The sequence below is a fragment of the Pseudomonas syringae genome (assembly GCF_021606685.1).
GTDB classification, from domain to species: domain Bacteria; phylum Pseudomonadota; class Gammaproteobacteria; order Pseudomonadales; family Pseudomonadaceae; genus Aquipseudomonas; species Aquipseudomonas syringae_R.
Genome location: NZ_WKCB01000008.1, coordinates 22057 through 46785, shown reverse-complemented (window position 1 = coordinate 46785; position 24729 = coordinate 22057). Strand labels below are relative to the sequence as shown.

Here is a 24729-nt window from a genome sequence, read left to right as displayed (position 1 = left end):
GATTTTATCAGCTTGGGAAATATGTAAGTAAATCAGTTTCTTACAAGCCAAAATCAGCAATTCGCCAACAAACCGTACACAGGTTATCCACAGATCCTCAGATCACCGGCGTGTCCACTACAACCGGCTCAGGGGGCAGCGAACCCATGGCTCGCTGCTGCGCTTCGTTCCAGGCCTGGGCACGCTCATTCAGCGCGGCAATGGCGCGGGGGCCCTCGCCTTGAGCGTACATCGGTTCGCCAATCACCACCGTGATGGTGCCTTTACGCTTGGCCCAGCCGGTCTTGGGCCAGAACTTGCCGGCGTTATGCGCAATCGGCAACACCGGCAGGTTGGCATTGACTGCCAACGCGGTGCCGCCGCGCGAGAACTTGCCTACGCTGCCGTACGGTACACGGGTGCCCTCGGGGAAGATCAGCACCCAAACGCCATCCTTGAGCAGCTCGTCACCCTTCTTGGCCACGTGCTTGAGCGCCGCCTTGGGGTTGTCACGGTCAATGGCGATCGGCCGCAACATGGCCATCGCCCAACCGAAGAACGGCACGTACAGCAGCTCACGCTTGAGCACCTGGCTCAGGGGCGAGAAGTACGCCGACAGAAAGAACGTCTCCCACGTGCTCTGGTGGTTCGACAGAATCACGCAGGGCTGCTCAGGCACATTCTCGGCGCCCTTGATCTCGAAACGAATACCGAGGAACACTTTGGACAGCCACAACGCGCAGCGGCACCAATAGACATTGATAAAGCGATAGCGCGCCTTGAACGGCAAAAAGGGCGCGATAAAAAAGCTCAGGGTGCACCAGAGGAAGGAACTGGTGCCCAACAGCAGGTAAAAGAAAAAGGTTCTGATGGCCTGCAAAATCGACATGGCGGCATTTACCGTTGCGGGACAAGGCCCGCCTGTTAAAAGCGCACTCCCGAACACTCCTTGGCCAGGAAGTCGAGGGCGGCTAGTTGTTGATAAGTTCTGCGGCAATCGCCGCTAGATCGTCAAAAATCAAGGTGCCTACCGGCAGGTTTTTCGCCTGGGTCTTTTCGCCTTTCCCGGTCTTTACCAAAACTGGCTGAGAGTCGACGGCTTTGGCCGCCTCCAGGTCACCGAGGCTGTCCCCGACGAACCATATCCCAGCCAAGGGCACCTTGTAATGTTCTGCAATGGTTTTCAACATGCCCGGTTTGGGTTTGCGGCAATCGCAGCCCTCATCCGGTCCGTGTGGGCAATACACCACCAACCCCACCTCACCGCCCTGCTCGGCCACCAACGTGCGCAAGCGCGCGTGCATGGCGTCCAGGGTGGCGATGTCGTAATAGCCGCGGGCGATGCCGGACTGGTTGGTGGCAATGGCCACCGTCCAGCCGGCTTTGCTCAACTGCGCGATGGCCTCGATCGAACCGGGCAGTGGAATCCACTCCGCCACCGACTTGATGTAAGCGTCGGAGTCGTAGTTGATCACCCCGTCCCGATCGAGAATCAGCAGTTTCAACATGGTCAGCTCAGGGTCGAAATGTCGGCGATGTTGACGAACAAGCCGCGCAGACGCGCGAGCATGGCGTAGCGGTTTTTGCGCACGCCGGCATCTTCGGCATTGATCATCACGGCTTCGAAGAAAGCATCCACCGGCTCACGCAGGGTGGCCAGGCGCGCCAACGCTTCGGCATAGTTGCGCTCGGCGATCAGCGGCTTCACGGCGTTTTCAGCCTTGGCGATGGCCGAGTTCAGCGAGAACTCCTTGGCATCGGCAAACAGGCCTGGGTCGACGTCGGCGTTGCCCAGGCCTTCAGCCTTGCTCAGCAGGTTCGACACACGCTTGTTCACGGCGGCCAGGGCGTCGGCTTCCGGCAGTTTGCGGAACGCCTGTACGGCTTGTACGCGCTGGTCGAAGTCCAGCGCCGAACCCGGCTGCAGGGCGCGTACCGACAGGTACACCGACACGTCCACGCCTTCGTCTTCGTAACGCGCACGCAGGCGGTCGAACACGAACTCCAGCACCTGCTCGGCCAAACCGGCTTGCTTGACCTTGGCACCGAACTGGCCGACGGCAAACACCACGGCCTGGGTCAGGTCGAGGTCCAGCTTCTTGTCGATCAGGATGCGCAGCACGCCCAAGGCCGCGCGGCGCAGGGCGTACGGGTCTTTGCTACCGGTAGGCAACATGCCGATACCGAAGATACCGACGAGGGTGTCCAGCTTGTCGGCGATGGCCACGGCCGCACCGGTCAGGGTGGTCGGCAACTCGGCGCCGGCACCGCGCGGCATGTACTGTTCGTTCAATGCCAGGGCGACGTCATCGGCTTCGCCATCGTTGAGGGCGTAGTAGTAGCCGGCAACGCCTTGCATCTCAGGGAACTCGCCGACCATCTCGGTGGCCAGGTCGCACTTGGACAGCAAGCCCGCACGCGCAGCCCAGGCGGCATCACCGCCAATGCGTGGCGCAATGTAGGCGGCCAGCTTGGAAACGCGCACGGCTTTGTCGTAGACGCTGCCGAGTTTTTCCTGGAAAACCACGTTTTGCAGGCGCAGGTTGAAGTCTTCGAGCTTCTGCTTCTTGTCTTGCTTGAAGAAGAACTCGGCATCGGTCAGGCGCGGGCGAACGACTTTCTCGTTACCTTCGATGATCTGCTGCGGGTCCTTGCTCTCGATGTTGGCCACGGTGATGAAACGCGGCAGCAACTTGCCATCCACGTCCAGCAGGCAGAAATACTTCTGGTTGTCCTGCATGGTGGTGATCAGCGCTTCTTGCGGCACGTCGAGGAAACGTTCCTCGAACGAGCACACCAGCGGCACCGGCCATTCAACCAGTGCGGTCACTTCGTCCAGCAGGCTTGGCGGCACGATGGCGGTGCCTTCCTGCAGGCGGGCCAGCTCTTCGGTGCGCTTGCTGATCAGCTCGCGACGCTCGTTGGCATCGGCCAGCACGTAAGCCGCGCGCAGGTCGGCAGCGTAGTTGGCCGGCGAGGTGATGCGCACCGCTTGCGGGTGGTGGAAGCGGTGACCACGGGAATCACGGCCAGCTTTCTGGGCGAGGATGGTGCAGTCGATGACCTGGTCACCGAGCAGCATCACCAACCATTGGGTTGGACGTACGAACTCTTCCTTGCGTGCACCCCAGCGCATGCGCTTGGGAATTGGCAGGTCGTTCAGCGAGTCTTCAACGATGGTCGGCAACAGGCTGGCGGTCGGCTTGCCAGTGATGACCTGGCTGAAACGCAGCTTGGGGCCGCTCTGGTCGATCTCGCTCAGTTCCACGCCGCACTTCTTGGCGAAGCCAAGGGCCGCCTGGGTCGGGTTGCCTTCGGCGTCAAACGCGGCTTGGCGTGGCGGGCCGTCGAGGTTGATGCTGCGGTCCGGCTGCTGGGTTTCCAGCGCGGTCAGCAACACGGCCAGGCGACGTGGCGCGGCGTAGACCTTCTTCGCTTCAAACTTCAGACCCGCACTGTGCAGGCCTTTTTCGATACCGGCCAGAAACGCGTCGGCCAGGGTATTGAGCGCCTTGGGTGGCAGCTCTTCGGTGCCCAGTTCAACCAGGAAATCTTGAGCACTCATTGTGCAGCCTCCAGCTTAGCCAACACTTCATCACGCAGATCCGGGGTTGCCATCGGGAAGCCCAGCTTGGCGCGAGCCAGCAGGTAGGCTTGGGCGACGGAACGCGCCAGGGTGCGTACACGCAGGATGTATTGCTGGCGCGCGGTTACCGAGATGGCACGGCGGGCGTCCAGCAGGTTGAAGGTATGGGAGGCCTTCAACACCATTTCATAGCTCGGCAGCGGCAGCGGCTGGTCGAGTTCGATCAGGCGCTTGGCTTCGCTTTCATAGAAGTCGAACAGTTCGAACAGCTTGTCGACGTTGGCGTGTTCGAAGTTGTAGGTGGACTGCTCCACTTCGTTCTGGTGGAACACGTCGCCGTAGGTGACTTTGCCGAACGGGCCGTCTGCCCACACCAGGTCGTAGACCGAGTCCACGCCCTGCAGGTACATGGCCAGGCGCTCGAGGCCGTAGGTGATCTCGCCGGTCACCGGGTAGCACTCGATGCCGCCCGCTTGCTGGAAGTAAGTGAACTGCGTCACTTCCATGCCATTGAGCCAGACTTCCCAGCCCAGGCCCCAGGCGCCCAGGGTCGGCGACTCCCAGTTGTCTTCAACGAAGCGAATGTCGTGGACCAACGGGTCCAGGCCGACATGCTTGAGCGAGCCCAGGTACAGTTCCTGGAAGTTGTCCGGGTTCGGCTTCAGTACCACCTGGAACTGGTAGTAGTGCTGCAGACGGTTCGGGTTTTCGCCGTAGCGGCCGTCAGTCGGGCGACGACTGGGCTGCACATAAGCGGCGTTCCAGGTTTCCGGGCCGATGGCCCGCAGGAATGTAGCGGTGTGGAAAGTGCCGGCGCCTACTTCCATATCGTAGGGCTGAAGTACCACACAACCTTGCTCGGCCCAGTATTGCTGGAGGGCGAGGATCAAGTCTTGGAAGGTACGCACGGCTGGCGTAGGCTGGCTCACGAAATTCACCTGTTACTTGGGCTGCGATTTAAAGAGCGGGAGTATACCCGATTCGGCCGCGCCACCATCCCCTGGAGCCTTATGCCACGCTGCTTTTGGTGTTCTGAAGATCCGCTGTACATGGCTTATCACGATCAGGAGTGGGGAACGCCGCTGCGCGATGCGCAGGGCTTGTTCGAGTTGCTTTTACTCGAAGGGTTCCAGGCGGGCCTGTCCTGGATCACCGTTTTACGCAAACGCGAGCATTATCGAAAGGTCTTGTTCGGCTTTGATGCGCAGAGGCTTGCGCGGTTGAGCGACGCTGAAATCGAAGCGCTGATGCTTGACCCGGGTATTGTGCGCAATCGCTTGAAGCTCAACGCCACCCGGCGCAATGCCGCCGCCTGGCTGGCGCTGGAGGACCCGGTGGGGTTGCTCTGGTCGTTTGTCGGCGGCGTGCCCAAGGTCAATCACTTCAAGGACCGCAGTGAGGTCCCGGCGATTACGCCGGAGGCCCAAGCCATGAGCAAAGCCTTGAAAAAAGCCGGCTTTACCTTTGTCGGCCCGACCATCTGTTACGCGTTCATGCAGGCCTCGGGCATGGTCATGGACCACACTCAGGACTGCGACCGTTACGCGGACCTGGCCAACGCCGGTTAGAATGCCGGCTTTGCGCACCACACACGATCAGGAGTGACCTGTGGAAAAGTTTAAAGGCGCCTTGCTGGTAGGCGCTCTTAGGTTGTTTGCCCTGCTGCCATGGCGCGCCGTCCAGGCCGTCGGTACGGCCATCGGCTGGATTATGTGGAAGACCCCCAACCGCTCTCGCGACACGGTGCGGATCAACCTCTCCAAATGCTTCCCGGACATGGACCCGGCCGCCCGCGAGCGCCTGGTCGGCCAAAGCCTGATGGACATCGGCAAGTCCCTCACCGAAAGCGCCTGCGCCTGGATCTGGCCAGCCCAGCGTTCCATTGACCTGGTGCGCGAAGTCGAAGGGCTGGACGTGCTGCACGACGCCCTGGCTTCGGGCAAAGGCGTGGTTGGCATCACCAGTCACCTGGGCAATTGGGAAGTGTTGAACCACTTCTATTGCAACCAGTGCAAACCGATCATTTTCTACCGCCCGCCCAAGCTCAAGGCGGTGGATGAATTGCTGCGCAAGCAGCGCGTGCAACTGGGTAACCGTGTGGCCGCGTCCACCAAGGAAGGCATCCTCAGTGTGATCAAGGAAGTGCGCAAAGGCGGCCAGGTGGGCATCCCTGCCGACCCGGAGCCGGCGGAATCCGCCGGGATCTTCGTGCCGTTCTTCGCCACCCAGGCGTTGACCAGCAAGTTTGTGCCCAACATGCTCGCAGGCCACAAGGCCGTGGGCGTCTTCCTGCACGCCCTGCGGCTGCCGGACGGCTCGGGCTACAAAGTGATCCTGGAAGCGGCGCCGGAAGATATGTACAGCACCGACACCGCCACGTCCTGCGCAGCGATGAGCAAGGTGGTGGAGCGTTATGTGGGGGCTTACCCGAGCCAGTACATGTGGAGCATGAAACGCTTCAAGAAACGCCCGCCGGGTGAAGAGCGGTGGTACTGACTTACTGCTGCCTCAAGACCAATACAAAACCAATGTGGGAGGGGGCTTGCCCCCGATGGCGGTGGTTCAGTCAAAGAGGCATCGACTGACACTCCGCTATCGGGGGCAAGCCCCCTCCCACATTTGGTTCAGATCAGGCTTGGCGGTCGAGTTTCTTCAGGAACACCGTCATCTCTTTTTCGGCCTGCTTGTCGCCATGGGCCTGGGCCGCTTCGATGCCCTTTTCCCACGCCTGCCGCGCGGCGGCGCTGTCACCCTGAGCTTGGTGCGCCTTGCCCAGCAACTTCCACGCCGCCGAATATTTCGGGTCGAATTCAACGCACTTCTGCAAATGCTCCGCCGCCTTGGCGTTGTCCTTCAAGTCCAGATAACCCTTGCCCAAGCCAAAGCGCAGCAGTGAATTATCCACACCCTTGGCGAGCATTTTTTCCAGGGAATCGAGCATTTATTGTCACCTTGAGCGAAGTAAGGCTGTTGTGGCGAGGGAGCTTGCTCCCGTTGGGCTGCGCAGCGGCCCCAAGCATTTTACGAGCGCTTCGCACTCGAATGGAGGCAAGCCCCCTCGCCACACTGGAATGTTCACACTTAGAAAAAACTTAGGCCCACGTGGAACAGTTTCTCCACATCGCGGATATGTTTTTTATCCACCAGGAACAGGATGACGTGGTCACCGGTAGCGATCACCGTGTCGTCGTGGGCAATGATCACTTCTTCATCGCGAATAATCGCGCCGATGGTGGTGCCCGGCGGCAGGCCGATATCGCGGATGGCCTTGCCGATCACCTTGCTCGACTTCGAGTCACCATGGGCAATCGCCTCGATGGCTTCCGCCGCGCCCCGGCGCAGGGAGTGCACGCTGACGATATCGCCACGCCGCACGTGGGCCAGCAAGGTCCCGATGGTTGCCAATTGCGGGCTGATGGCGATGTCGATATCGCCGCCCTGGATCAGGTCGACGTAGGCCGGGTTGTTGATGATGGTCATCACCTTCTTCGCCCCCAGCCGCTTGGCGAGCAACGACGACATGATGTTGGCTTCGTCATCGTTGGTCAGGGCCAGGAAAATATCGGCGTCGGCGATATTTTCTTCCAGCAGCAGGTCACGGTCCGAGGCACTGCCTTGCAGCACCACGGTGCTGTCGAGGGTGTCGGACAAATGCCGGCAACGCGCCGGGCTCATCTCGATGATCTTCACCTGGTAACGGCTTTCGATGGCTTCGGCCAGGCGTTCGCCAATCTGCCCGCCGCCGGCAATGACGATACGTTTATAGGTTTCGTCCAGTCGGCGCATTTCGCTCATTACTGCACGAATATTCGCTTTGGCGGCGATGAAAAACACCTCATCGTCGGCCTCGATCACGGTATCGCCCTGGGGCAGGATCGGCCGGTCACGGCGGAAAATCGCTGCGACGCGGGTTTCCACATTCGGCATGTGCTCACGCAGCTGCCGTAGTTGCTGGCCCACCAGCGGGCCGCCGTAATAGGCCTTTACCGCGACCAGTTGCGCCTTGCCGCCGGCAAAGTCGATCACCTGCAAGGCGCCGGGAATCTCGATCAGGCGCTTGATGTAATGCGTCACGACCTGCTCGGGGCTGATCAGCACATCCACCGGAATCGCGTCGTTGTCGAACAGGCCGGCGCGGGTCAGGTACGCGGCTTCGCGCACACGGGCAATCTTGGTCGGGGTGTGGAACAGGGTGTGAGCGACCTGGCAGGCGACCATGTTGGTTTCATCGCTGTTGGTCACGGCGACCAACATGTCGGCATCGTCGGCGCCGGCTTGGCGCAGTACCGTAGGAAACGACGCCCGACCTTGTACGGTGCGGATGTCCAGACGGTCGCCCAAATCGCGCAGGCGCTCGGCGTCGGTGTCGACCACCGTGATGTCATTGGCTTCGCTGGCCAAATGCTCGGCCAGCGTGCCACCCACCTGCCCTGCCCCAAGGATGATGATTTTCATCCGGTCACTCCCTTAAACCCATTCAGCCGCGCGCGGCGGCAATCTTGATCAGTTTGGCGTAGTAGAAGCCATCGTGTCCGCCTTCTTGCGCGAGCAACTGGCGGCCATGGGGCTGCTTGATACCGGCTGCCGTGGCGAGGTCCAGTTCGCGTGCACCGCTGGTGCGTGCAAGGAACGCCTGAATCACCTCGGTGTTTTCGGTGGGCAAGGTCGAGCAGGTGGCGTACAGCAGGGTGCCGCCGACTTCCAGGGTCGGCCACAGGGCGTCGAGCAGCTCGCCTTGCAGCACGGCCAGGGCGGCGATGTCGTCGGGTTGGCGGGTGAGCTTGATGTCCGGATGGCGGCGGATCACACCCGTGGCCGAACACGGCGCGTCCAGCAGGATGCGCTGGAACGGCTTGCCGTCCCACCAGGTGGCGGTGTCGCGGCCATCGGCGGCAATCAGCTCGGCGCTAAGGCCCAGGCGCGCGAGGTTTTCCCGCACGCGCACCAGGCGCTTGGCCTCCAGGTCGACTGCGACCACAGTGGCCAGGTCTTTTTCGACTTCCAGAATGTGACAGGTCTTACCGCCCGGCGCGCAGCAGGCGTCCAGTACCCGTTGGCCGGGTGCCAGGTCGAGCAGGTCGGCAGCCAGTTGCGCCGCCTCGTCCTGCACGCTGATCCAGCCCTCGGCGAAGCCCGGCAGGCTGCGTACGTCGGCGGCCGCTTCGAGCACGATGCCGTCGATGCTGTACACGCACGGTGTGGCGCTGATGCCGGCATCGGCCAGCAATTGCAGATAGGCGTCACGGCTGTGATGGCGACGGTTGACCCGCAGGATCATCGGCGGGTGTGCGTTGTTGGCCGCGCAAATGGCTTCCCACTGCTCAGGCCAGAAGGCTTTCAAGGATTTTTGCAGCCAGCGCGGGTGGGCGGTACGCACCACCGGGTCATGTTCCAACTCAGCCAGCAGCGCCTCGCTCTCACGCTGGGCGCGGCGCAGTACCGCATTGAGCAGGGCTTTGGCCCACGGCTTTTTCAGCTTATCGGCGCAACCGACCGTCTCGCCGATCGCGGCGTGAGCGGGTACGCGGGTGTAGAGCAACTGGTAGAGACCCACCAGCAGCAGCGCTTCCACATCGGCGTCGGCCGCCTTGAATGGCTTTTGCAAAAGCTTGGCCGCCAGCGCCGACAAGCGTGGTTGCCAGCGGGCAGTGCCAAACGCCAGGTCTTGGGTGAAGCCGCGATCACGGTCCTCAACCTTATCCAGCTGGGTCGGCAATGAACTGTTCAGCGAAGCCTTGCCGTTGAGCACGGCGGCGAGTGCCTTGGCGGCGGCCAGACGTGGGTTCATTGAGCGAGCGCCCCGAGAACCGTGCCCGAGGCAAATTTCTCACGACGACTGTTGAACAAATCGCTGAAATTAAGCGCCTTGCCACCGGGCAATTGCAGACGGGTCAGACACAGCGCCTGATCACCGCAAGCGACCAACAGGCCGTCTTTGCTGGCGCCGATGATTTCACCCGCAGCGCCCTTGCCCTCTGCGAGGGTTGCGGCCAACACTTTCAAGGCTTCGCCATTGAGCGTGCTGTGGCAGATCGGCCACGGGTTGAAGGCGCGCACCAGGCGTTCCAGCTCCACGGCCGGGCGGCTCCAGTCGATGCGTGCTTCGTCTTTGTTGAGCTTGTGGGCGTAGGTGGCCAGGCTGTCGTCCTGCACTTGGCCTTCCAGGGTGCCCGCAGCCAGGCCAGCGATGGCCTCGATCACGGCGGGCGGGCCCAGTTCGGCGAGGCGGTCGTGGAGGCTGCCACCGGTGTCAGCGGCGGTGATCGGGGTGGTGACCTTGAGCAGCATCGGGCCGGTGTCCAGGCCTGCTTCCATGCGCATTACGGTCACGCCGCTTTCGCTGTCGCCAGCTTCCACAGCGCGCTGGATCGGCGCTGCACCGCGCCAGCGTGGCAGCAGCGAGGCGTGGCTGTTGATGCAGCCCAGGCGCGGAATATCCAACACCACTTGCGGCAGGATCAAGCCATAGGCCACCACCACCAGCAGGTCCGGTTTCAGCGTGGCCAGTTCAGCCTGGGCCTCGGTGTTGCGCAGGGTCGGCGGTTGCAGCACGGGAATGTTGTGCTCAAGCGCCAATTGCTTGACCGGGCTCGGCATCAGTTTTTGCCCGCGACCGGCCGGACGATCCGGCTGGGTGTACACCGCGACGATGTCGTAAGGGCTGGCAAGCAGCGCCTTGAGGTGTTCGGCGGCAAATTCGGGAGTGCCGGCAAAAACAATGCGCAATGGCTCGGTCATGGGAGTTCTCGGTTAAAAGCAGTCACAAAAGAAAAAGGCTTGCCGCAGCAAGCCTTTGGAAGAGGGCATCAAGCTTGCTGGCGATGCTTTTTTTCCAGCTTCTTCTTGATCCGGTCGCGCTTGAGCGTCGACAGGTAGTCGACAAACAGCTTGCCGTTGAGGTGGTCGCATTCGTGCTGGATGCACACCGCCAGCAGGCCTTCGGCAATCAGCTCAAACGGCTTGCCGTCGCGGTCCAGGGCTTTGATCTTCACGCGCAGCGGGCGCTCGACGTTCTCGTAGAACTCCGGCACCGACAGGCAGCCTTCCTGGTATTCGCCCATCTCCTCGGTCAGCGGTTCGAACTCCGGGTTGATGTACACCATCGGTTCGCTGCGATCTTCCGACAGGTCCATGACCACGACACGCTGATGCACGTTGACCTGGGTCGCGGCGAGGCCGATGCCCGGGGCTTCATACATTGTTTCAAACATGTCATCGACCAACTGACGAACCTTGTCGTCCACTACGGCCACCGGTTTGGCGATCGTGCGCAGGCGCGAGTCGGGGAATTCGAGGATGTTCAAAATAGCCATAAGCGTAATTGCTGCACATGTGAGGTAGAGGCAAATCGGCGTTGGGATGCACCCATAGCGCCGGTGTGAAAGGCTCGAAAGCCGCGAGGGCCCTGGCATTTCACGCGAACGCACATAATAAAGGAGATTGCCCCCATGAGGAAATCGCTACTCGTCTTGCTGCAGTGGGCCCCGTTTGCGGTTGGCCTGCTTCCCCCGCCGGCCAATGGCTCGGCGTCTTCAAGACTGGCGGGGGTGGGCAGTCTGGAGACGGCTCGTCAACGGTAATACATAGCCTGCTAAATAAGTTACCAACAGAGTTATCCACAGCTTGTTCCGATCAAGGATGATCAGATGTATCCGATAAACAGCAACGAAATTTCCCCGGCAGAACTGGAAGCCCGGCTACGCTTGCACAGGCTGCCAGAAGTGGGCCCCAAGCGTTTTCGCCTATTAATGGAAGCATTCGGTAGCGCCTCAAAGGCCATCAGTGCGCCTGCCAGTGCCTGGCGTTCACTCGGGTTGCCAGCCATCAGCGCGGATGCCCGGCGCAGCCAGGAAGTGCGCGACGGCGCCAGCCACGCATTGGCCTGGCTCGCACGTCCGGCCCAGCATTTGCTGATGTGGGACCAGCCTGAGTACCCCGCGCTCCTCGCTGAAACCGACGGTGCGCCGCCGCTTTTATTTGTCGCCGGCGACCCTGCGATCCTGGAAAAACCGCAACTGGCGATGGTCGGCAGCCGTCGCGCTTCCCGTCCTGGCATGGACACCGCGGCGGCTTTTTCGCGCAGCCTGGCGAGCGCGGGTTTTGTGATCACCAGTGGTCTTGCATTGGGCATCGACGGTGCTGCCCATCAAGCTGCGTTGGATGTGGGAGGGCAGACAGTTGGCGTGCTCGGCACCGGGCTGGAAAATTTTTATCCACAGCGCCACAGAACCCTCGCCGCCGCGATGATTGCGCAAGGCAGCGCGGTGGTTTCCGAGTTCCCGCTGGACGCCGCGCCCCAGGCCGCGAATTTTCCACGGCGCAACCGGATCATCAGCTGGCTGTCCCTTGGCGTGCTGGTGGTGGAAGCCAGCATGGCCAGTGGTTCGCTGATCACGGCGAGGCTGGCGGCTGAACAGGGCCGCGAGGTGTACGCGATACCGGGCTCTATCCACCACCCTGGGGCCAAAGGTTGTCACCAGTTGATCCGCGACGGTGCCGTGCTGGTGGAAACCATCGAGCATATTCTGGAGGGGCTGCGCGGCTGGCAGGCCTTGTCGCGCCCGGCGCCGATAGCGGTCACCCACCCGCTGGTGGCGCTGTTGCACGCGGCGCCCCATACCAGCGAGGCCTTGGCGATTGCCAGTGGGCGGCCGCTGTCTCAGGTGCTGGCGAACCTGACCGAGCTGGAGCTTGAAGGCTTGGTGACCTGCGAAAGCGGGCGCTGGCTGGCGCGCTGCCGGCTTTTGTAACTAGGTTTTGTAAAGAACATCGGTAAACTGCGCAGAGCTTTAGTCCGGAGAGTGAGTAATGGTCAACAGGTGGCGTGTGCTGGAAACCGCACGGGAAATTCGCGCAGGCGCAGTGATTGCCTATCCAACCGAGGCGGTTTGGGGCTTGGGCTGTGACCCGTGGAATGAAGAAGCAGTGGACCGTTTGCTCGCGATCAAGAACCGCTCGGTGGACAAGGGCCTGATCCTGGTAGCGGATAACATTCGCCAATTCGATTTTCTTTTCGAAGACTTCCCGCAGGACTGGATCGACCGCATGGCCAGCACTTGGCCTGGGCCCAATACCTGGCTGGTGCCCCATCAGGACCTGTTGCCGGAATGGGTCACCGGCGTGCACGACACGGTCGCGCTGCGAGTGACCGATCACCCATTGGTGCGGGACTTGTGCTCGCTGGTCGGGCCGTTGATTTCCACCTCGGCCAACCCCCAAGGCCGCCCGGCTGCGCGCACGCGGATTCGCGTGGAGCAGTATTTCCGTGGCCAGGTGGACCTGGTGCTGGGCGGCGCCCTGGGGGGGCGCAAGAACCCGAGCCTGATTCGCGACTTGGTGAGCGGCGAGGTGGTGCGGCCTTCTTGAGAGCGCGTCGCGGCCATCGGGGACAAGCCCCCTCCCACACTTGACCGAGTTTCTCCAGTTGGAACCCGATCAAACTGTGGGAGGGGGCTTGCCCCCGATGAGGCCTTTAAGGCAACAGAATTGTAGAGCCAGTAGTCCGCCGCCCCGACAACTCCGTCTGCGCCTTCGCTGCATCCGCCAGCGAATACCGCTGGTTGATATCAATGCGCACCTTGCCGCTCTTGATCATCGAGAACAGGTCGTCAGCCATCGCTTGCAGGTTCTGCGCATTGTTGGCGTAAGTCGCCAAGGTCGGCCGGGTGACATACAGCGAGCCTTTGGCCGACAGAATCCCCAGGTTCACGCCATCCACTGCGCCCGAGGCATTACCGAAACTCACCACCAGCCCGCGTGGCGCCACGCTGTCCAGGGAGGTCAGCCAGGTATCCTTGCCGACACCGTCGTACACCACCGTGACTTTCTTGCCGTCGGTCAATTCCAGCACGCGCTGTGCGACGTCTTCCTTGCTGTAGTCGATGGTTTCCCAGGCGCCGAGGGATTTAGCCAGCGCGGCCTTTTCCGGCGAGCTGACGGTGCCGATCAGCTTCACGCCCAGGGCCTTGGCCCATTGGCAGGCCAGGGAGCCCACGCCACCGGCAGCGGCGTGGAACAGAATGGTTTCGCCACCCTTGAGTTCATAGGTCTGGCGCAGCAGGTATTGCACGGTGAGGCCCTTGAGCATGGCACCGGCGGCTTGTTCGAAGCTGATGTCGTCCGGCAGGTGCACCAGGTTGGCCGCAGGCAGCACATGCAGCTGGCTGTAGGCACCGAGTGGGCCGCTGCCGTAGGCCACGCGATCGCCGACTTTAAATTGCGTGACCTCACTGCCCACCGCATCCACCACCCCGGCACCCTCGGCGCCCAGCCCCGATGGCAGGGCCGGCGGCGCGTACAGGCCGCTGCGGAAATAGGTGTCGATGAAGTTCAGGCCAATGGCCTCGTTGCGCACCCGAACCTGCTGCGGGCCCGGCTCTGCCGGTGTGTAGTCGACATATTCAAGTACTTCAGGGCCGCCGTGGGCGCTGAACTGGATACGTTTGGCCATCTGCATTTCTCCTGGGTTCGAATTGCGTAGCCCCCTATCCCACTCCTAAGCTTGATCTTCGTCAACTGCGGCGCAGCGGGGTGCGGTGGTATCCTGTGCGCCCATTTGCCGCCGACGCCCAATGGCCTCGTGTAGCTTTGCCCGATTCAAGGTGATGCCATGACTACCCGCACCGAGGCTGTAAAGGCCTACCTGCTTGACCTGCAAGACCGCATTTGCAGCGCCCTGGAAACCTTCGAGACGGACACTCGCTTTATCGAAGACGCCTGGACCCGGCCTGCCGGCGGCGGCGGTCGCACCCGTGTGATCGAAAACGGTTCGGTGATCGAAAAAGGCGGGGTTAATTTTTCCCACGTGTTTGGCAGCGGCCTCCCACCGTCCGCCAGTGCTCATCGCCCCGAGCTGGCCGGTCGCGGGTTTGAAGCCCTGGGCGTGTCCCTGGTGATCCACCCGCACAATCCACATGTGCCGACTTCCCACGCCAACGTGCGCTTTTTCATCGCCGAGAAAGAAGGCGAAGAACCGGTATGGTGGTTTGGCGGCGGCTTCGACCTTACGCCCTACTATGGCAATGAGGAAGACTGCGTCCATTGGCACCGCGTGGCCGAACAGGCCTGCGCGCCGTTCGGGGCGGATGTGTATTCACGCTACAAGGCCTGGTGCGACACCTACTTCCACATCAAGCACCGCAATGAGCCGCGTGGTATCGGCGGGCTGTTCTTCGATGATTTGAACGAGTGGGATTTCGACACCTGCTTCGCCTTCATCCGTGCTATCGGCGACGCCTACATCGACGCCTACCTGCCGATCGTGCAGCGCCGCAAAGCCCAGGCTTACAGCGAGCAGCAGCGCCAATTCCAGGAGTTCCGCCGTGGCCGCTACGTGGAGTTCAATCTGGTCTACGACCGTGGCACCTTGTTCGGCCTGCAATCGGGCGGGCGTACCGAGTCGATCCTGATGTCGCTGCCGCCGCAAGTGCGCTGGAGCTACGACTGGAAAGCCGAGGCCGGCAGCGAAGAAGCGCGCCTCACCGACTACTTCCTGCAAGACCGCGACTGGCTCGGCCTGGCTGCGCCCAAGGCGGTTGTCTGATGGACCGTTATGTCGTCTTCGGCAACCCCATCGGCCACAGCAAGTCGCCGTTGATTCACCGGATGTTCGCCGAGCAGACCGGCGAACAACTGGACTACAGCACCTTGCTCGCACCGTTGGAGGATTTCACCGGCTGTGCCCGTGAGTTTTTCGAGCAAGGCCGTGGTGCCAATGTCACCGTGCCGTTCAAGGAAGACGCCTACCGCCTGGCCAACACGTTGACCGACCGCGCCCAACGCGCAGGCGCGGTGAACACCCTGAGCAAGCTGGCCGACGGCACCTTGCTGGGTGACAACACCGACGGCGCCGGCCTGGTGCGCGACCTCACGGTCAACGCCGGGTTGAGCCTGCAAGGCAAGCGCATCCTGTTGCTCGGCGCCGGTGGCGCGGTGCGTGGCGCCCTGGAGCCCTTGCTGGCCGAGCGGCCGGCCTCGTTGATTATCGCCAACCGCACCGTGGAAAAGGCCGAGTTGCTCGCCGAGTTGTTCGACGACTTGGGCCCGGTGTCTGCCAGCGGTTTCGACTGGCTGCGTGAGCCGGTGGACGTGATCATCAATGCCACGTCTGCCAGCCTGTCAGGCGATGTACCGCCGATTGCCGGCAGCCTGATCGAGCCGGGCAAGACGTTTTGCTACGACATGATGTACGCCAAGGCGCCCACCGCGTTTTGCCGCTGGGCCACCGAGCAAGGGGCCGCCGTGGCGATGGATGGTTTGGGCATGCTGGTGGAGCAGGCGGCGGAAGCCTTCTTCCTGTGGCGCGGTGTGCGCCCGGACTCGGCGCCGGTGCTGGCTGAGTTGCGTCGCCAGTTGGCCTGACACAAATCCAATGTGGGCACAGTCAGGGTGGGAGCGGGCTTGCTCGCGAAAGCGGTGGGTCAGTCAGCTCTGTTTAAGCTGATACACCGCTTTCGCGAGCAAGCCCGCTCCCACATTTTTACCCGTATTCAGTCTTGGAAATGGATGGGGCACTTGTCGGCCCCTTCCAGTTTCTTCAGCTCCTCCACCACCTGCGGCCTGGCCCCGCGCAACGTCAAGCTACGCCCTACCCCGCGCAACCGCCGCGCCTCCTGATGCAGCATCTCCACCCCGGAATAGTCGATGAAGTTGATCTGCTGCGCCTCGATCACCACGCGCTCACCCGACAGGCGTTGCAGGCGCACTTGCAGGTAATGGCTGGCGCCGAAAAAGATCGAGCCGCCGACCCGCAACACATCTTCGTCGCCGTCGCGCCATTGCTGCACCCGAGGTTGCGAGGTGCGCTTGAGGTAGAAAAACAACGACGCAAGCACCCCCGCATAAATCGCCGTTTGCAGCTCCAGCAGCAGGGTCGCGACGCAGGTCAGGCTCATCACCACAAACTCGGCGCGGCTCACGCGAAACAGCGCGCGGATGCCGCGATGATCCACCAGCCCCCAGCAAATCAACAGGATGCTGGCGGCCATGCTCGGGATCGGAATATGCGCGATCAAAGCCGCGCCAAACAGGGCGAACAGCGCCACCCACAGCGCGGAAAACACCCCGGCCAAGGGTGAGCAGGCGCCCGCCTCATAGCTGAGGCCCGAGCGGGTAAACGAACCGGCTGACAGGTACCCGGAGAAAAATCCGCCAACGATATTGGATAAGCCCTGCGCGCGGACCTCCTGGTTGGCGTCAAGCAGCTGTTGCGAACGCGCCGAAAGTGAGCGCGCAATCGACAGGCTGGTGACCAGCCCCAGCATGCCCACCGCCACGGCGCTGGGCAGCAAACGCAGAATCATGTCCAAGTCCATCGGCAATGGGCTGAACGGCGGCAGTTTGCCGATAAACGAACTCACCAGCGCCACATGCCCGAACATCGCCGGCCACAGCCACGCCACCAGGCTGCCCAAGGCCAGGGCGATCAACAGTGTCGGCCAGCGGGGCACCAGGTATTTGAGCAAGGCGCCCACCAGCAAGGTGCTCAGACCCAGGGCGAGTGAGGCGTGGTCCCACTCGCCGCCGTGATCCACCAGCGCCAGCAGGCTCTTGATCGCCGTCGCCTGGCTTGGTAAGTCCAGCCCCAGCAGATTGGGCAATTGCCCCAGGGCGATCACCACGGCAGCGCCCAGGGTGAAACCCAGTACCACCGAATGGGAGACGAAGTTGACCAGCGCGCCGAAGCGCAGCATGCCGAGCAGCCACTGAAACACCCCGGCGAGGAAGGTCAGCAGCAGGATCAGCGTGATGTAGTCCTGCGACCCCGGCACGGCCAGCGGGCTGACACTGGCGTAGAGCACGATGGAGATCGCCGCCGTAGGGCCGCAGATCAAATGCCAGGACGAGCCCCAGAGGCAGGCGATCAGCACCGGGATAATGGCCGCGTAGAGGCCGTATTCGGGTGGGAGACCGGCGATCAGCGCGTAGGCAATCGACTGCGGCAAGGCGAGCACCGCGCCACTGAGGCCGACGATCGCATCCCGGCCGACACTGGCGCGGGTCTGGCGCGGGAGCCAGGCGAGGAAGGGGAAGAGAGTATGGCGTGTGGGCCGGGGCATCGCAGACTCGGGTTGAAAGGTTTGGTAGGCAGGTTATCAGCACACCCAGGCTCATGCGCACTTGTGGCGAGCGGGCTTGCCCGCGTTGGGCGGCGAAGCAGCCCCAATTCAAGCAACACGTTTTTTCAGGCACAACGCGTTCGCTGGGTTTGGGGGCGCTTCGCACCCCAACGCGGGCAAGCCCGCTCGCCACGGTGTGGGGCTCCTACAGGGTTGGGTATGGGGCCTTAGAGCTTGGCTTTTACGGCGGCCAACGCATCCTGGCCATCCACGGTTTTTACGCCGTCCAGCCATTTGTCCAGCACCGCCGGGTTCGCCTTGATCCACGCCTTCGCCGCCGCCGCATTGCTGACCTTGTTGTTGGCCACCTCAGCCATGATGCTGTTCTCCATCTCCTGGGTGAAGCTCAGGTTGGTCAGCAGCTTGCCGACATTCGGGCAGGCCTGTGCATAACCCTTGCGGGTCAAGGTGTAGACGCTGCCGGTGTCGCCGAAATACTTCTCGCCGCCCTTGAGGTAATGCATTTTCAACTGCACGTTCATCGGGTGCGGCGTCCAGCCGAGGAAGGTGACGAATTTCTGTTTCTTCACCGCCCGCGACACTTCGGCCAGCATCGCCTGCTCACTCGACTCCACCAGTTTCCATTGGCCAAGGTCGAAGTCATTTTTCTTGATGATCTCCTGCAACGAGATATTCGCCGGCGCGCCGGAGCCGATGCCGTAGATCTTCTTGTCGAACTTGTCGGCAAACTTGTTCAAGTCGGCAAAGTCATGCACGCCGGCGTCCCATACATAATCCGGCACGGCGAGGGTGAACTCGGTGCCGTCCAGGTTCTTGGCCAACTGCACTACATCGCCATTGGCCACGAACTTGTCGTAGAAGCCCTGCTGCGCCGGCATCCAGTTGCCGAGGAACACATCCACCTGGCCATCCTTGAGCCCGCCAAAGGTGATCGGCACCGCCAGGGTGTCGACCTTGGCTTTGTAGCCCATGCCCGTCAGCAGAAAACCGGTGATGGCGTTGGTGGCGGCAATGTCGCTCCAGCCCGGATCGGCCATCTTCACCGTGTCGCAGCTGGGGTCCGCATACGCATTGGCGCTGCTCAGCACCAGTATGCCCACTACCGCAGTTAACTTTTGCATGGCCTTCCCTCTGTATTTATTGGTTTTGGCAGGGTTGTGGATAACGTGCCTTGCGCTCCAGGTCGTCGAGGTCGATATGGTTGCGCATGTATTGCTGACTGGCGTCTACCAGTGGCTGGTGATCCCAGCTCTTCAGCTTGCCTTGGGTCAGTGCTTCAAACACCAGACGACGGCGGCGTTGACTGGCGAGCACCTGCTGGTGGATCGCCGGGATGTCCCATTTGGCCCGCGCCTCACTCAAAAACGCCTCGAACAGTGGCCGGTGTTCCGGTGACTGGCTGAGGTCTTCCCGCTCGTGCGGGTCGTTGTGCACATCGAACAGTAGACAAGGGTCGTCTTCGCTGTAGATGAATTTGTAGGCGCCTCGGCGAATCATCATCAGCGGGCTGATGGTGCCTTCGGCCATGTATTCGCCGAACACTTCGTCGTGCCCGCCCTGCCCTTGCAAGTGCGGGACCAGCGAGCGGCCGTCCAGCGGCAGTGTGGGGTCCAGCTCGCCGCCGGCCAGTTCCACCAGGGTGGGCAACAGGTCGGCGGTGGACACGGCCTTGGCCACGCGACCCGCCGCAAACTGCCCCGGCGCACTGACCAGCAGCGGCACGCGGGCGGCCATTTCAAACCAGTGCATTTTGTACCAGAGGCCGCGTTCGCCGAGCATGTCGCCGTGGTCGCCGGAGAAGATGATGATCGTGTCGTCAGCCAGGCCGGTGTCATGGAGGGTTTGCAGGAGTTTGCCGACGTTGCTGTCGATATAGCTGCACGCGCCGAAGTAGGCGCGGCGCGCATCGCGGATTTTATCCACCGGCAGCGGCTTGTCCCACAGGTCGTAGACCTTGAGCAGACGCTGGGAGTGCGGGTCGAGATCGCCTTGCGCGGGTGTGGCAGGCAAAGGGATGTCGCTGTCGTCGTACAGGTCCCAGAACGGCTTGGGAATGGTGTACGGGTCGTGTGGATGCGTCATCGACACGGTGAGGCAGAACGGCTGGTCGCCGTCTTCGCGGATATGGTCGAACAGGTATTGCTGGGCCTTGAACACCACCTCTTCGTCGAAATCCAGCTGGTTGGTGCGCACGCAAGGGCCAGCCTGCAGCACCGAGGACATGTTGTGATACCAGCTGGGGCGTACGTCCGGTTCGTCCCAGTTCACCGCCCAGCCATAGTCGGCGGGGTAGATGTCGCTGGTCAGGCGTTCCTCGTAGCCGTGCAGTTGGTCGGGGCCGCAGAAGTGCATCTTGCCCGACAGTGCGGTGCGGTAGCCGAGGCGGCGCAGGTAGTGGGCATAGGTCGGTACGTCGGCGGGCAAATCCGCCGCGTTGTCGTAGGCGCCGATCTTGCTCGGCAACTGGCCGCTGACCAGGGTGAAGCGCGAGGGCGCGCACAGCGGGCTGTTGCAATAAGCGGCGTCGAACACCACGCCCTGTGCGGCGAGGCGGCTGAGGTTGGGCAACTTGATGGGGGAAGGTCCGTAGAACGGCAGCATCGGCGCGGCCATTTGATCGGCCATGATGAAAAGAATGTTCTTGCGCTTCATGATCTATCGGCATTCCATAGGCGGTGTTTATGCGAATGAGCATGCAGCCCATGGAAAATGGGGTAAAGCCCATGAAAAGCAATGTCTAGGATAAGCGCAGCTTATGTATGAAGCCCTTGGTGATGTGTCCCTCGACCTGCTCCGCGCGTTCGAGGCTGCCGCGCGCCACCGCAGCTTTACCGCCGCCGCGATGGAGCTGGGCACTACCCAGCCGGCCATCAGCCAGCAGATCAAGCGCCTCGAAGAACAGTTGGCGATTCGCCTGTTTGACCGGATCTACCGGGGCATCGAGCTGACGGACGCCGGCGCGCTGCTGTTCGAGCATGTGCAAGGCGGTTTGCAAGCCATCAACCACGGCCTCAGCGCAATCACCCAGCAGGATCAGCATGAAGTGCTGCAAGTGGCCACCGACTTTGCGTTCGCCGCCTACTGGCTGATGCCGCGCCTGCATCGTTTTCACCAGGCCAACCCGCAGGTGGACGTGAGCCTGGTGACCAGCGAGCGCAACCACGCCACCCTGCGCAGCGACATCGACGTGGCGGTACTGTTCGGTGATGGTCGCTTCAAGCAGGGCGACAGCCTGTGGCTGTTCAATGAGGAAGTCTTCCCGGTGTGCAGCCCGCAATGGCTCAAGGCCCAGAGCCCGCCGCTGACCCTGCAGACCTTGCATGACGTGCCCTTGCTGCACCTGCGCCAAGAAAACAACAGCCAGTGGTTCGACTGGAGCGGCGTGTTTCGTGAGTTGGGCATCAGCACCGCGCCCACCCCCGGCCAGTTGCGTTTCGACAACTACACCCTGCTGATCCAGGCTGCGATTGCCGGCCAGGGCGTGGCCATTGGCTGGCGTCACCTGGTGGACAACCTGCTGGAGCAGAACTGGCTGTGCCGGCCGATCAGCGACACGGTGATCTCGCGCTATGGCTACTACGTAGTGCAGCCCCAGCGCAAACGTCGCGGGCAATTGGTCGAACGGTTCGTCGATTGGCTGCTGGCGGAACAGGCCAGCAGCGCGCAGTCGTTGACCGGGCTGGCCCTGCCATCGATTGCGGTCTAGGATTTGGCGCATCTTGGTTCCGGAGCCTGCCATGCAACGTATCAAGGGCTACCACGCCCATATCTACTTTGACGCCAGCACGATCGATCAGGCGCGCACCTTGTGCGAAGACGGCGCCAAACTGTTCCCGCTGCGCATGGGCCGTGTGCATGAACGGCCCGTAGGCCCGCACCCCGACTGGAGCTGTCAGCTCGCATTCGATGCCGAATACATCGGCGTGGTGCTGCCGTGGCTGGCGCTCAATCGCAATGGTCTGGTGGTGTTCCTGCACCCCGATACCGGCGATGACCTCAAGGATCACACCGATTACGCGATCTGGATGGGCGCGATGCGCGAGCTGAACCTGTCGGTTTTTTAACCCGTGTTGAACAGAGTCCCGTCGCCTTGGCACAAGGCGACGGGATTTTTATGCTTTAACCCAATATATGGGACTGTTATTTATATATTGAGATATCGCCAGGCATAGGTTTATATTCGCCCATCTGCTTTTTTCAGCACCCACTCAATTCAGGTGAAGCGATGCAGGCGCAATTGATCGCGCTCGATTGGGGGACCAGCTCCCTTCGTGCTTACAAACTGGGCCCCGCAGGCGTCGTGCTGGAACAGCGCTCGCTGGCATTTGGCATCATGCACCTGCCCAGCGAGCCGCGGGACATCGCCGGCGTACGCTGCAGCGAAGGTTTCGAATTGGCGTTCGATGCGGCTTGCGGGGACTGGCTCGACGCCCAGCCAAGCCTGCCGGTGATCGCCTGCGGCATGGTCGGCAGCGCCCAGGGCTGGAGCGAAGCGGCCTATCGCAATACGCCCGTTGACGTCGCCAGCCTGGGCCAAGCCGTGCATAGCGTACGCAGCCTGCGGGGTGTGGCGGTGCACATCGTGCCCGGCGTGATCGAGCAGGTCGGGTTACCCAATGTGATGCGCGGCGAAGAAACCCAGGTGCTCGGCGTGCTGCAAAGCCTGCCGGCCACCGATAAAGTATTGATCGGCCTGCCCGGCAGCCATTCCAAATGGGTCGAGGTGGTCGAAGGCCGCATCACCCATTTCGACACCTTCATGACTGGCGAGGTGTTTGCGGTGCTGAGCAAGCACAGCATCCTGGGGCGCACCCAAAAAGCATCCGCAGAGTTCCAGGCTGATGCGTTTGATCGCGGCGTGCGCGTGGCGCTATCGCAAGACGGCCAGCGTGGCGTGCTGTCGACGCTGTTCAGTGCACGCACGCTGGGGCTGACCGCCGAACTGGCGGCGGACCAACAGCCCGACTACCTCTCCGGCCTGCTCATCGGCCATGAACTCGCCGGCTTGCCGGCCAACGCCAAGCAGCAGTCGATCATCCTGGTCGGCGCCGGTGCCCTCTGCACCCGCTATCAACGCGCCCTCGCCCTGTGCGGTTTCGCCCACGTCAGCCTGGCGCAGGAAGCCACCGAGCGCGGCCTGTGGCAACTGGCGGTCGCGGCCGGGCTCACTCAACCAGTAACGGAGGCCTGACATGCTCAAGCAAGCACTCGCACACAACGGTTTGATCGCAATCCTGCGTGGCGTGACGCCGGGCGAAGCCCAGGCAGTTGGTCAAGTTTTGTACGACGCCGGGTTTCGCGTGATCGAAGTACCGCTGAATTCGCCGGACCCCTACACCAGCATCCGCACCCTGCGCGACAGCCTGCCCGCCGATTGCCTGATCGGTGCCGGCACGGTGTTGACCCCGGAGCAGGTCGAGCAGGTCAAGGCCGCCGGCGGCCAAGTGATCGTCATGCCCCACAGCGACCCCAAGGTACTGCGCGCGGCGAAGGCTGCCGGCCTGTACCTGTCGCCGGGGGTGGCCACGCCCACCGAAGCGTTCGCCGCGCTGGCCGAAGGCGCCGACGTATTGAAGCTGTTCCCGGCCGAGCAAATGGGCCCGGCGGTGATCAAGGCATGGCTCGCGGTATTACCGGCGGGCACCTTGCTGCTGCCGGTGGGCGGCATTACCCCGGACAACATGCAGGTGTTTGTCGACGCCGGCGCCAAGGGGTTCGGGCTGGGTTCCGGGTTGTTCAAACCGGGTTTGACAGTGGATCAGGTCGCGAGCCGCGCCCAGGCGTATGTCGCCGCCTGGAAAGCCCTGGGCTGATATCAAGTTCCGCGCCTACCGGCGCCGCATCTATAAGAGAGATAACAGATGAAAATCACCAAACTGACGACCTTTATCGTCCCGCCGCGCTGGTGCTTCCTCAAGGTCGAAACCGACCAGGGCGTGACCGGCTGGGGTGAGCCCGTGGTCGAAGGCCGCGCTCACACCGTGGCCGCTGCGGTTGAAGAACTGTCCGACTACCTGATCGGCAAAGACCCACGCAATATCGAAGACATCTGGACCGTGCTCTACCGCGGCGGTTTCTACCGTGGCGGCGCGGTGCACATGAGTGCGCTGGCCGGTATCGACCAGGCGCTGTGGGACATCAAGGGCAAGGCCCTCGGCGTCTCCGTCAGCGACCTGCTCGGTGGCCAGGTGCGTGACAAGATCCGCGTGTACTCGTGGATCGGCGGCGACCGCCCTGCCGACACCGCCCGCGCCGCCAAAGAGGCCGTGGCGCGTGGGTTCACTGCGGTGAAAATGAACGGCACCGAAGAGCTGCAGTTCGTCGACAGCTTCGAAAAAGTCGACCTCGCCCTGGCCAACGTGGCCGCCGTGCGTGATGCGGTCGGGCCGAACGTCGGCATCGGCGTGGACTTCCATGGCCGGGTGCACAAGCCTATGGCCAAGGTGCTGATGAAAGAGCTGGACCCGTACAAACTGATGTTTATCGAAGAGCCGGTGCTCAGCGAAAACTACGAAGCGCTCAAGGAATTGGCGCCGCTGACCAGCACACCGATCGCGTTGGGCGAGCGCCTGTTCTCGCGTTGGGACTTCAAGCGCGTGCTCAGCGAAGGCTACGTCGACATCATCCAGCCGGATGCCTCCCACGCCGGCGGCATCACCGAAACCCGCAAGATCGCCAACATGGCCGAAGCCTACGACGTGGCCCTGGCGCTGCACTGCCCGCTGGGCCCGATTGCCTTGGCGGCCTGCCTGCAACTGGACGCGGTGTGCTACAACGCGTTTATCCAGGAGCAAAGCCTGGGCATTCACTACAACGAGAGCAACGACCTGCTCGACTACGTGCGCGACCCGGGCGTATTCGACTATGACCAGGGCTTCGTGAAGATCCCCAACGGGCCGGGCCTGGGCATCGAGATCAACGAGGAATACGTGATCGAACGCGCCGCCATCGGCCACCGCTGGCGTAACCCGATCTGGCGCCATGCCGACGGCAGCTTTGCCGAGTGGTGATTACCCCCTGACTGAAACAATGCGGTCAAAAATGTGGGAGGGGGCTTGCTCCCGATAGCGGTCTATCAGAAACAGT

The 24729-nt window shown here is 62.2% G+C and carries 24 protein-coding genes; 11 read left to right on the top strand and 13 right to left on the bottom strand.

Going from position 1 to position 24729, the window contains the following annotated elements; translation table 11 throughout:
* Positions 1-97 precede the first annotated feature (97 nt).
* The 4 genes from GIW02_RS05345 to glyQ all read right to left on the bottom strand — a co-directional run bounded on the left by GIW02_RS05345 (position 98) and on the right by glyQ (position 4494).
* Entirely contained in the window at positions 98-868 is a 771-nt protein-coding gene (locus tag GIW02_RS05345) for a lysophospholipid acyltransferase family protein (protein ID WP_236410591.1), read from the bottom strand.
* A gap of 82 nt (positions 869-950) precedes the next feature.
* A complete protein-coding gene (gmhB, locus tag GIW02_RS05340) occupies positions 951-1487 on the bottom strand; it encodes a D-glycero-beta-D-manno-heptose 1,7-bisphosphate 7-phosphatase (RefSeq protein WP_163821492.1) in 537 nt (178 codons plus the stop codon).
* Between the two features lie 2 nt (positions 1488-1489).
* On the bottom strand, positions 1490-3544 hold the full coding sequence (gene glyS / locus GIW02_RS05335; RefSeq protein WP_236410592.1) for a glycine--tRNA ligase subunit beta: 2055 nt from the start codon (positions 3542-3544) through the stop codon (positions 1490-1492).
* Complete coding sequence (gene glyQ, locus GIW02_RS05330; RefSeq protein ID WP_003187265.1) at positions 3541-4494, bottom strand: glycine--tRNA ligase subunit alpha; 954 nt, start codon at positions 4492-4494, stop codon at positions 3541-3543. The genes glyS and glyQ overlap by 4 nt, the downstream gene beginning before the upstream one ends.
* A gap of 81 nt (positions 4495-4575) precedes the next feature.
* On the opposite strand from glyQ, the gene GIW02_RS05325 reads away from it, so the two are divergent.
* Positions 4576-5133, top strand: a complete 558-nt coding sequence (locus tag GIW02_RS05325) for a DNA-3-methyladenine glycosylase I (protein ID WP_236410593.1) — start codon at positions 4576-4578, stop codon at positions 5131-5133.
* 40 nt (positions 5134-5173) lie between these two features.
* Positions 5174-6061, top strand: a complete 888-nt coding sequence (locus tag GIW02_RS05320; protein WP_236410594.1) for a lysophospholipid acyltransferase — start codon at positions 5174-5176, stop codon at positions 6059-6061.
* 133 nt (positions 6062-6194) lie between these two features.
* Here GIW02_RS05320 and GIW02_RS05315 read toward each other — a convergent pair whose 3' ends face one another.
* The 5 genes from GIW02_RS05315 to def form a co-directional block, all read right to left on the bottom strand.
* Positions 6195-6506 carry a tetratricopeptide repeat protein gene (locus tag GIW02_RS05315; RefSeq protein ID WP_236410595.1) on the bottom strand — a complete coding sequence of 104 codons (312 nt, stop codon included), beginning with the start codon at positions 6504-6506 and terminating at the stop codon, positions 6195-6197.
* A gap of 140 nt (positions 6507-6646) precedes the next feature.
* A complete protein-coding gene (gene trkA / locus GIW02_RS05310) occupies positions 6647-8020 on the bottom strand; it encodes a Trk system potassium transporter TrkA (RefSeq protein WP_236410596.1) in 1374 nt (457 codons plus the stop codon).
* A gap of 22 nt (positions 8021-8042) precedes the next feature.
* Positions 8043-9353, bottom strand: a complete 1311-nt coding sequence (gene rsmB, locus GIW02_RS05305; RefSeq protein WP_236410597.1) for a 16S rRNA (cytosine(967)-C(5))-methyltransferase RsmB — start codon at positions 9351-9353, stop codon at positions 8043-8045.
* Positions 9350-10303 carry a methionyl-tRNA formyltransferase gene (gene fmt, locus GIW02_RS05300; protein WP_236410598.1) on the bottom strand — a complete coding sequence of 318 codons (954 nt, stop codon included), beginning with the start codon at positions 10301-10303 and terminating at the stop codon, positions 9350-9352. Before fmt ends, rsmB begins: the two co-directional genes overlap by 4 nt.
* 68 nt (positions 10304-10371) lie before the next feature.
* Positions 10372-10878 carry a peptide deformylase gene (gene def, locus GIW02_RS05295; RefSeq protein ID WP_032885135.1) on the bottom strand — a complete coding sequence of 169 codons (507 nt, stop codon included), beginning with the start codon at positions 10876-10878 and terminating at the stop codon, positions 10372-10374.
* Between the two features lie 333 nt (positions 10879-11211).
* Here def and dprA point away from each other — a divergent pair, with 333 nt between their 5' ends.
* The gene (dprA, locus tag GIW02_RS05290; RefSeq protein WP_236410599.1) at positions 11212-12315 is read left to right on the top strand and encodes a DNA-processing protein DprA; all 1104 of its coding nucleotides are present in this window, start codon (positions 11212-11214) and stop codon (positions 12313-12315) included.
* A 58-nt stretch (positions 12316-12373) separates the two neighbouring features.
* Positions 12374-12931 carry an L-threonylcarbamoyladenylate synthase gene (locus tag GIW02_RS05285; protein ID WP_236410600.1) on the top strand — a complete coding sequence of 186 codons (558 nt, stop codon included), beginning with the start codon at positions 12374-12376 and terminating at the stop codon, positions 12929-12931.
* Positions 12932-13037: 106 nt separating this feature from the next.
* Here the strand turns inward: GIW02_RS05285 and GIW02_RS05280 are convergent, their stop codons facing one another.
* Entirely contained in the window at positions 13038-14015 is a 978-nt protein-coding gene (locus GIW02_RS05280; RefSeq protein ID WP_236410601.1) for a quinone oxidoreductase family protein, read from the bottom strand.
* Between the two features lie 159 nt (positions 14016-14174).
* Here GIW02_RS05280 and hemF point away from each other — a divergent pair, with 159 nt between their 5' ends.
* Together hemF and aroE are read left to right on the top strand one after the other, a co-directional pair.
* On the top strand, positions 14175-15107 hold the full coding sequence (gene hemF / locus GIW02_RS05275) for an oxygen-dependent coproporphyrinogen oxidase (protein ID WP_236410602.1): 933 nt from the start codon (positions 14175-14177) through the stop codon (positions 15105-15107).
* Positions 15107-15925 carry a shikimate dehydrogenase gene (gene aroE / locus GIW02_RS05270; RefSeq protein ID WP_236410603.1) on the top strand — a complete coding sequence of 273 codons (819 nt, stop codon included), beginning with the start codon at positions 15107-15109 and terminating at the stop codon, positions 15923-15925. The genes hemF and aroE overlap by 1 nt, the downstream gene beginning before the upstream one ends.
* Positions 15926-16053: 128 nt before the next feature.
* On the opposite strand, the gene GIW02_RS05265 is transcribed toward aroE, so the two are convergent.
* The 3 genes from GIW02_RS05265 to betC form a co-directional block, all read right to left on the bottom strand.
* Complete coding sequence (locus GIW02_RS05265; protein ID WP_236410604.1) at positions 16054-17622, bottom strand: SulP family inorganic anion transporter; 1569 nt, start codon at positions 17620-17622, stop codon at positions 16054-16056.
* Positions 17623-17849: 227 nt separating this feature from the next.
* Entirely contained in the window at positions 17850-18764 is a 915-nt protein-coding gene (choX, locus tag GIW02_RS05260) for a choline ABC transporter substrate-binding protein (protein ID WP_236421790.1), read from the bottom strand.
* Between the two features lie 16 nt (positions 18765-18780).
* Complete coding sequence (gene betC / locus GIW02_RS05255) at positions 18781-20295, bottom strand: choline-sulfatase (RefSeq protein ID WP_236417807.1); 1515 nt, start codon at positions 20293-20295, stop codon at positions 18781-18783.
* A gap of 103 nt (positions 20296-20398) precedes the next feature.
* Between betC and GIW02_RS05250 the strand changes: the two genes are divergently transcribed.
* The 5 genes from GIW02_RS05250 (at position 20399) to dgoD (ending at position 24653) form a co-directional block, all read left to right on the top strand.
* Complete coding sequence (locus GIW02_RS05250) at positions 20399-21349, top strand: choline sulfate utilization transcriptional regulator (RefSeq protein ID WP_236417809.1); 951 nt, start codon at positions 20399-20401, stop codon at positions 21347-21349.
* A gap of 31 nt (positions 21350-21380) precedes the next feature.
* Positions 21381-21707, top strand: a complete 327-nt coding sequence (locus GIW02_RS05245; protein ID WP_236417810.1) for a DOPA 4,5-dioxygenase family protein — start codon at positions 21381-21383, stop codon at positions 21705-21707.
* Positions 21708-21868: 161 nt separating this feature from the next.
* Entirely contained in the window at positions 21869-22834 is a 966-nt protein-coding gene (locus GIW02_RS05240; RefSeq protein ID WP_236417811.1) for a 2-dehydro-3-deoxygalactonokinase, read from the top strand.
* 1 nt (position 22835) lies between these two features.
* Positions 22836-23456, top strand: coding sequence for a 2-dehydro-3-deoxy-6-phosphogalactonate aldolase (locus tag GIW02_RS05235; RefSeq protein ID WP_236417812.1), 621 nt, complete (start codon positions 22836-22838; stop codon positions 23454-23456).
* A gap of 48 nt (positions 23457-23504) precedes the next feature.
* Positions 23505-24653 carry a galactonate dehydratase gene (dgoD, locus tag GIW02_RS05230; protein ID WP_003170741.1) on the top strand — a complete coding sequence of 383 codons (1149 nt, stop codon included), beginning with the start codon at positions 23505-23507 and terminating at the stop codon, positions 24651-24653.
* Positions 24654-24729 lie beyond the last annotated feature (76 nt).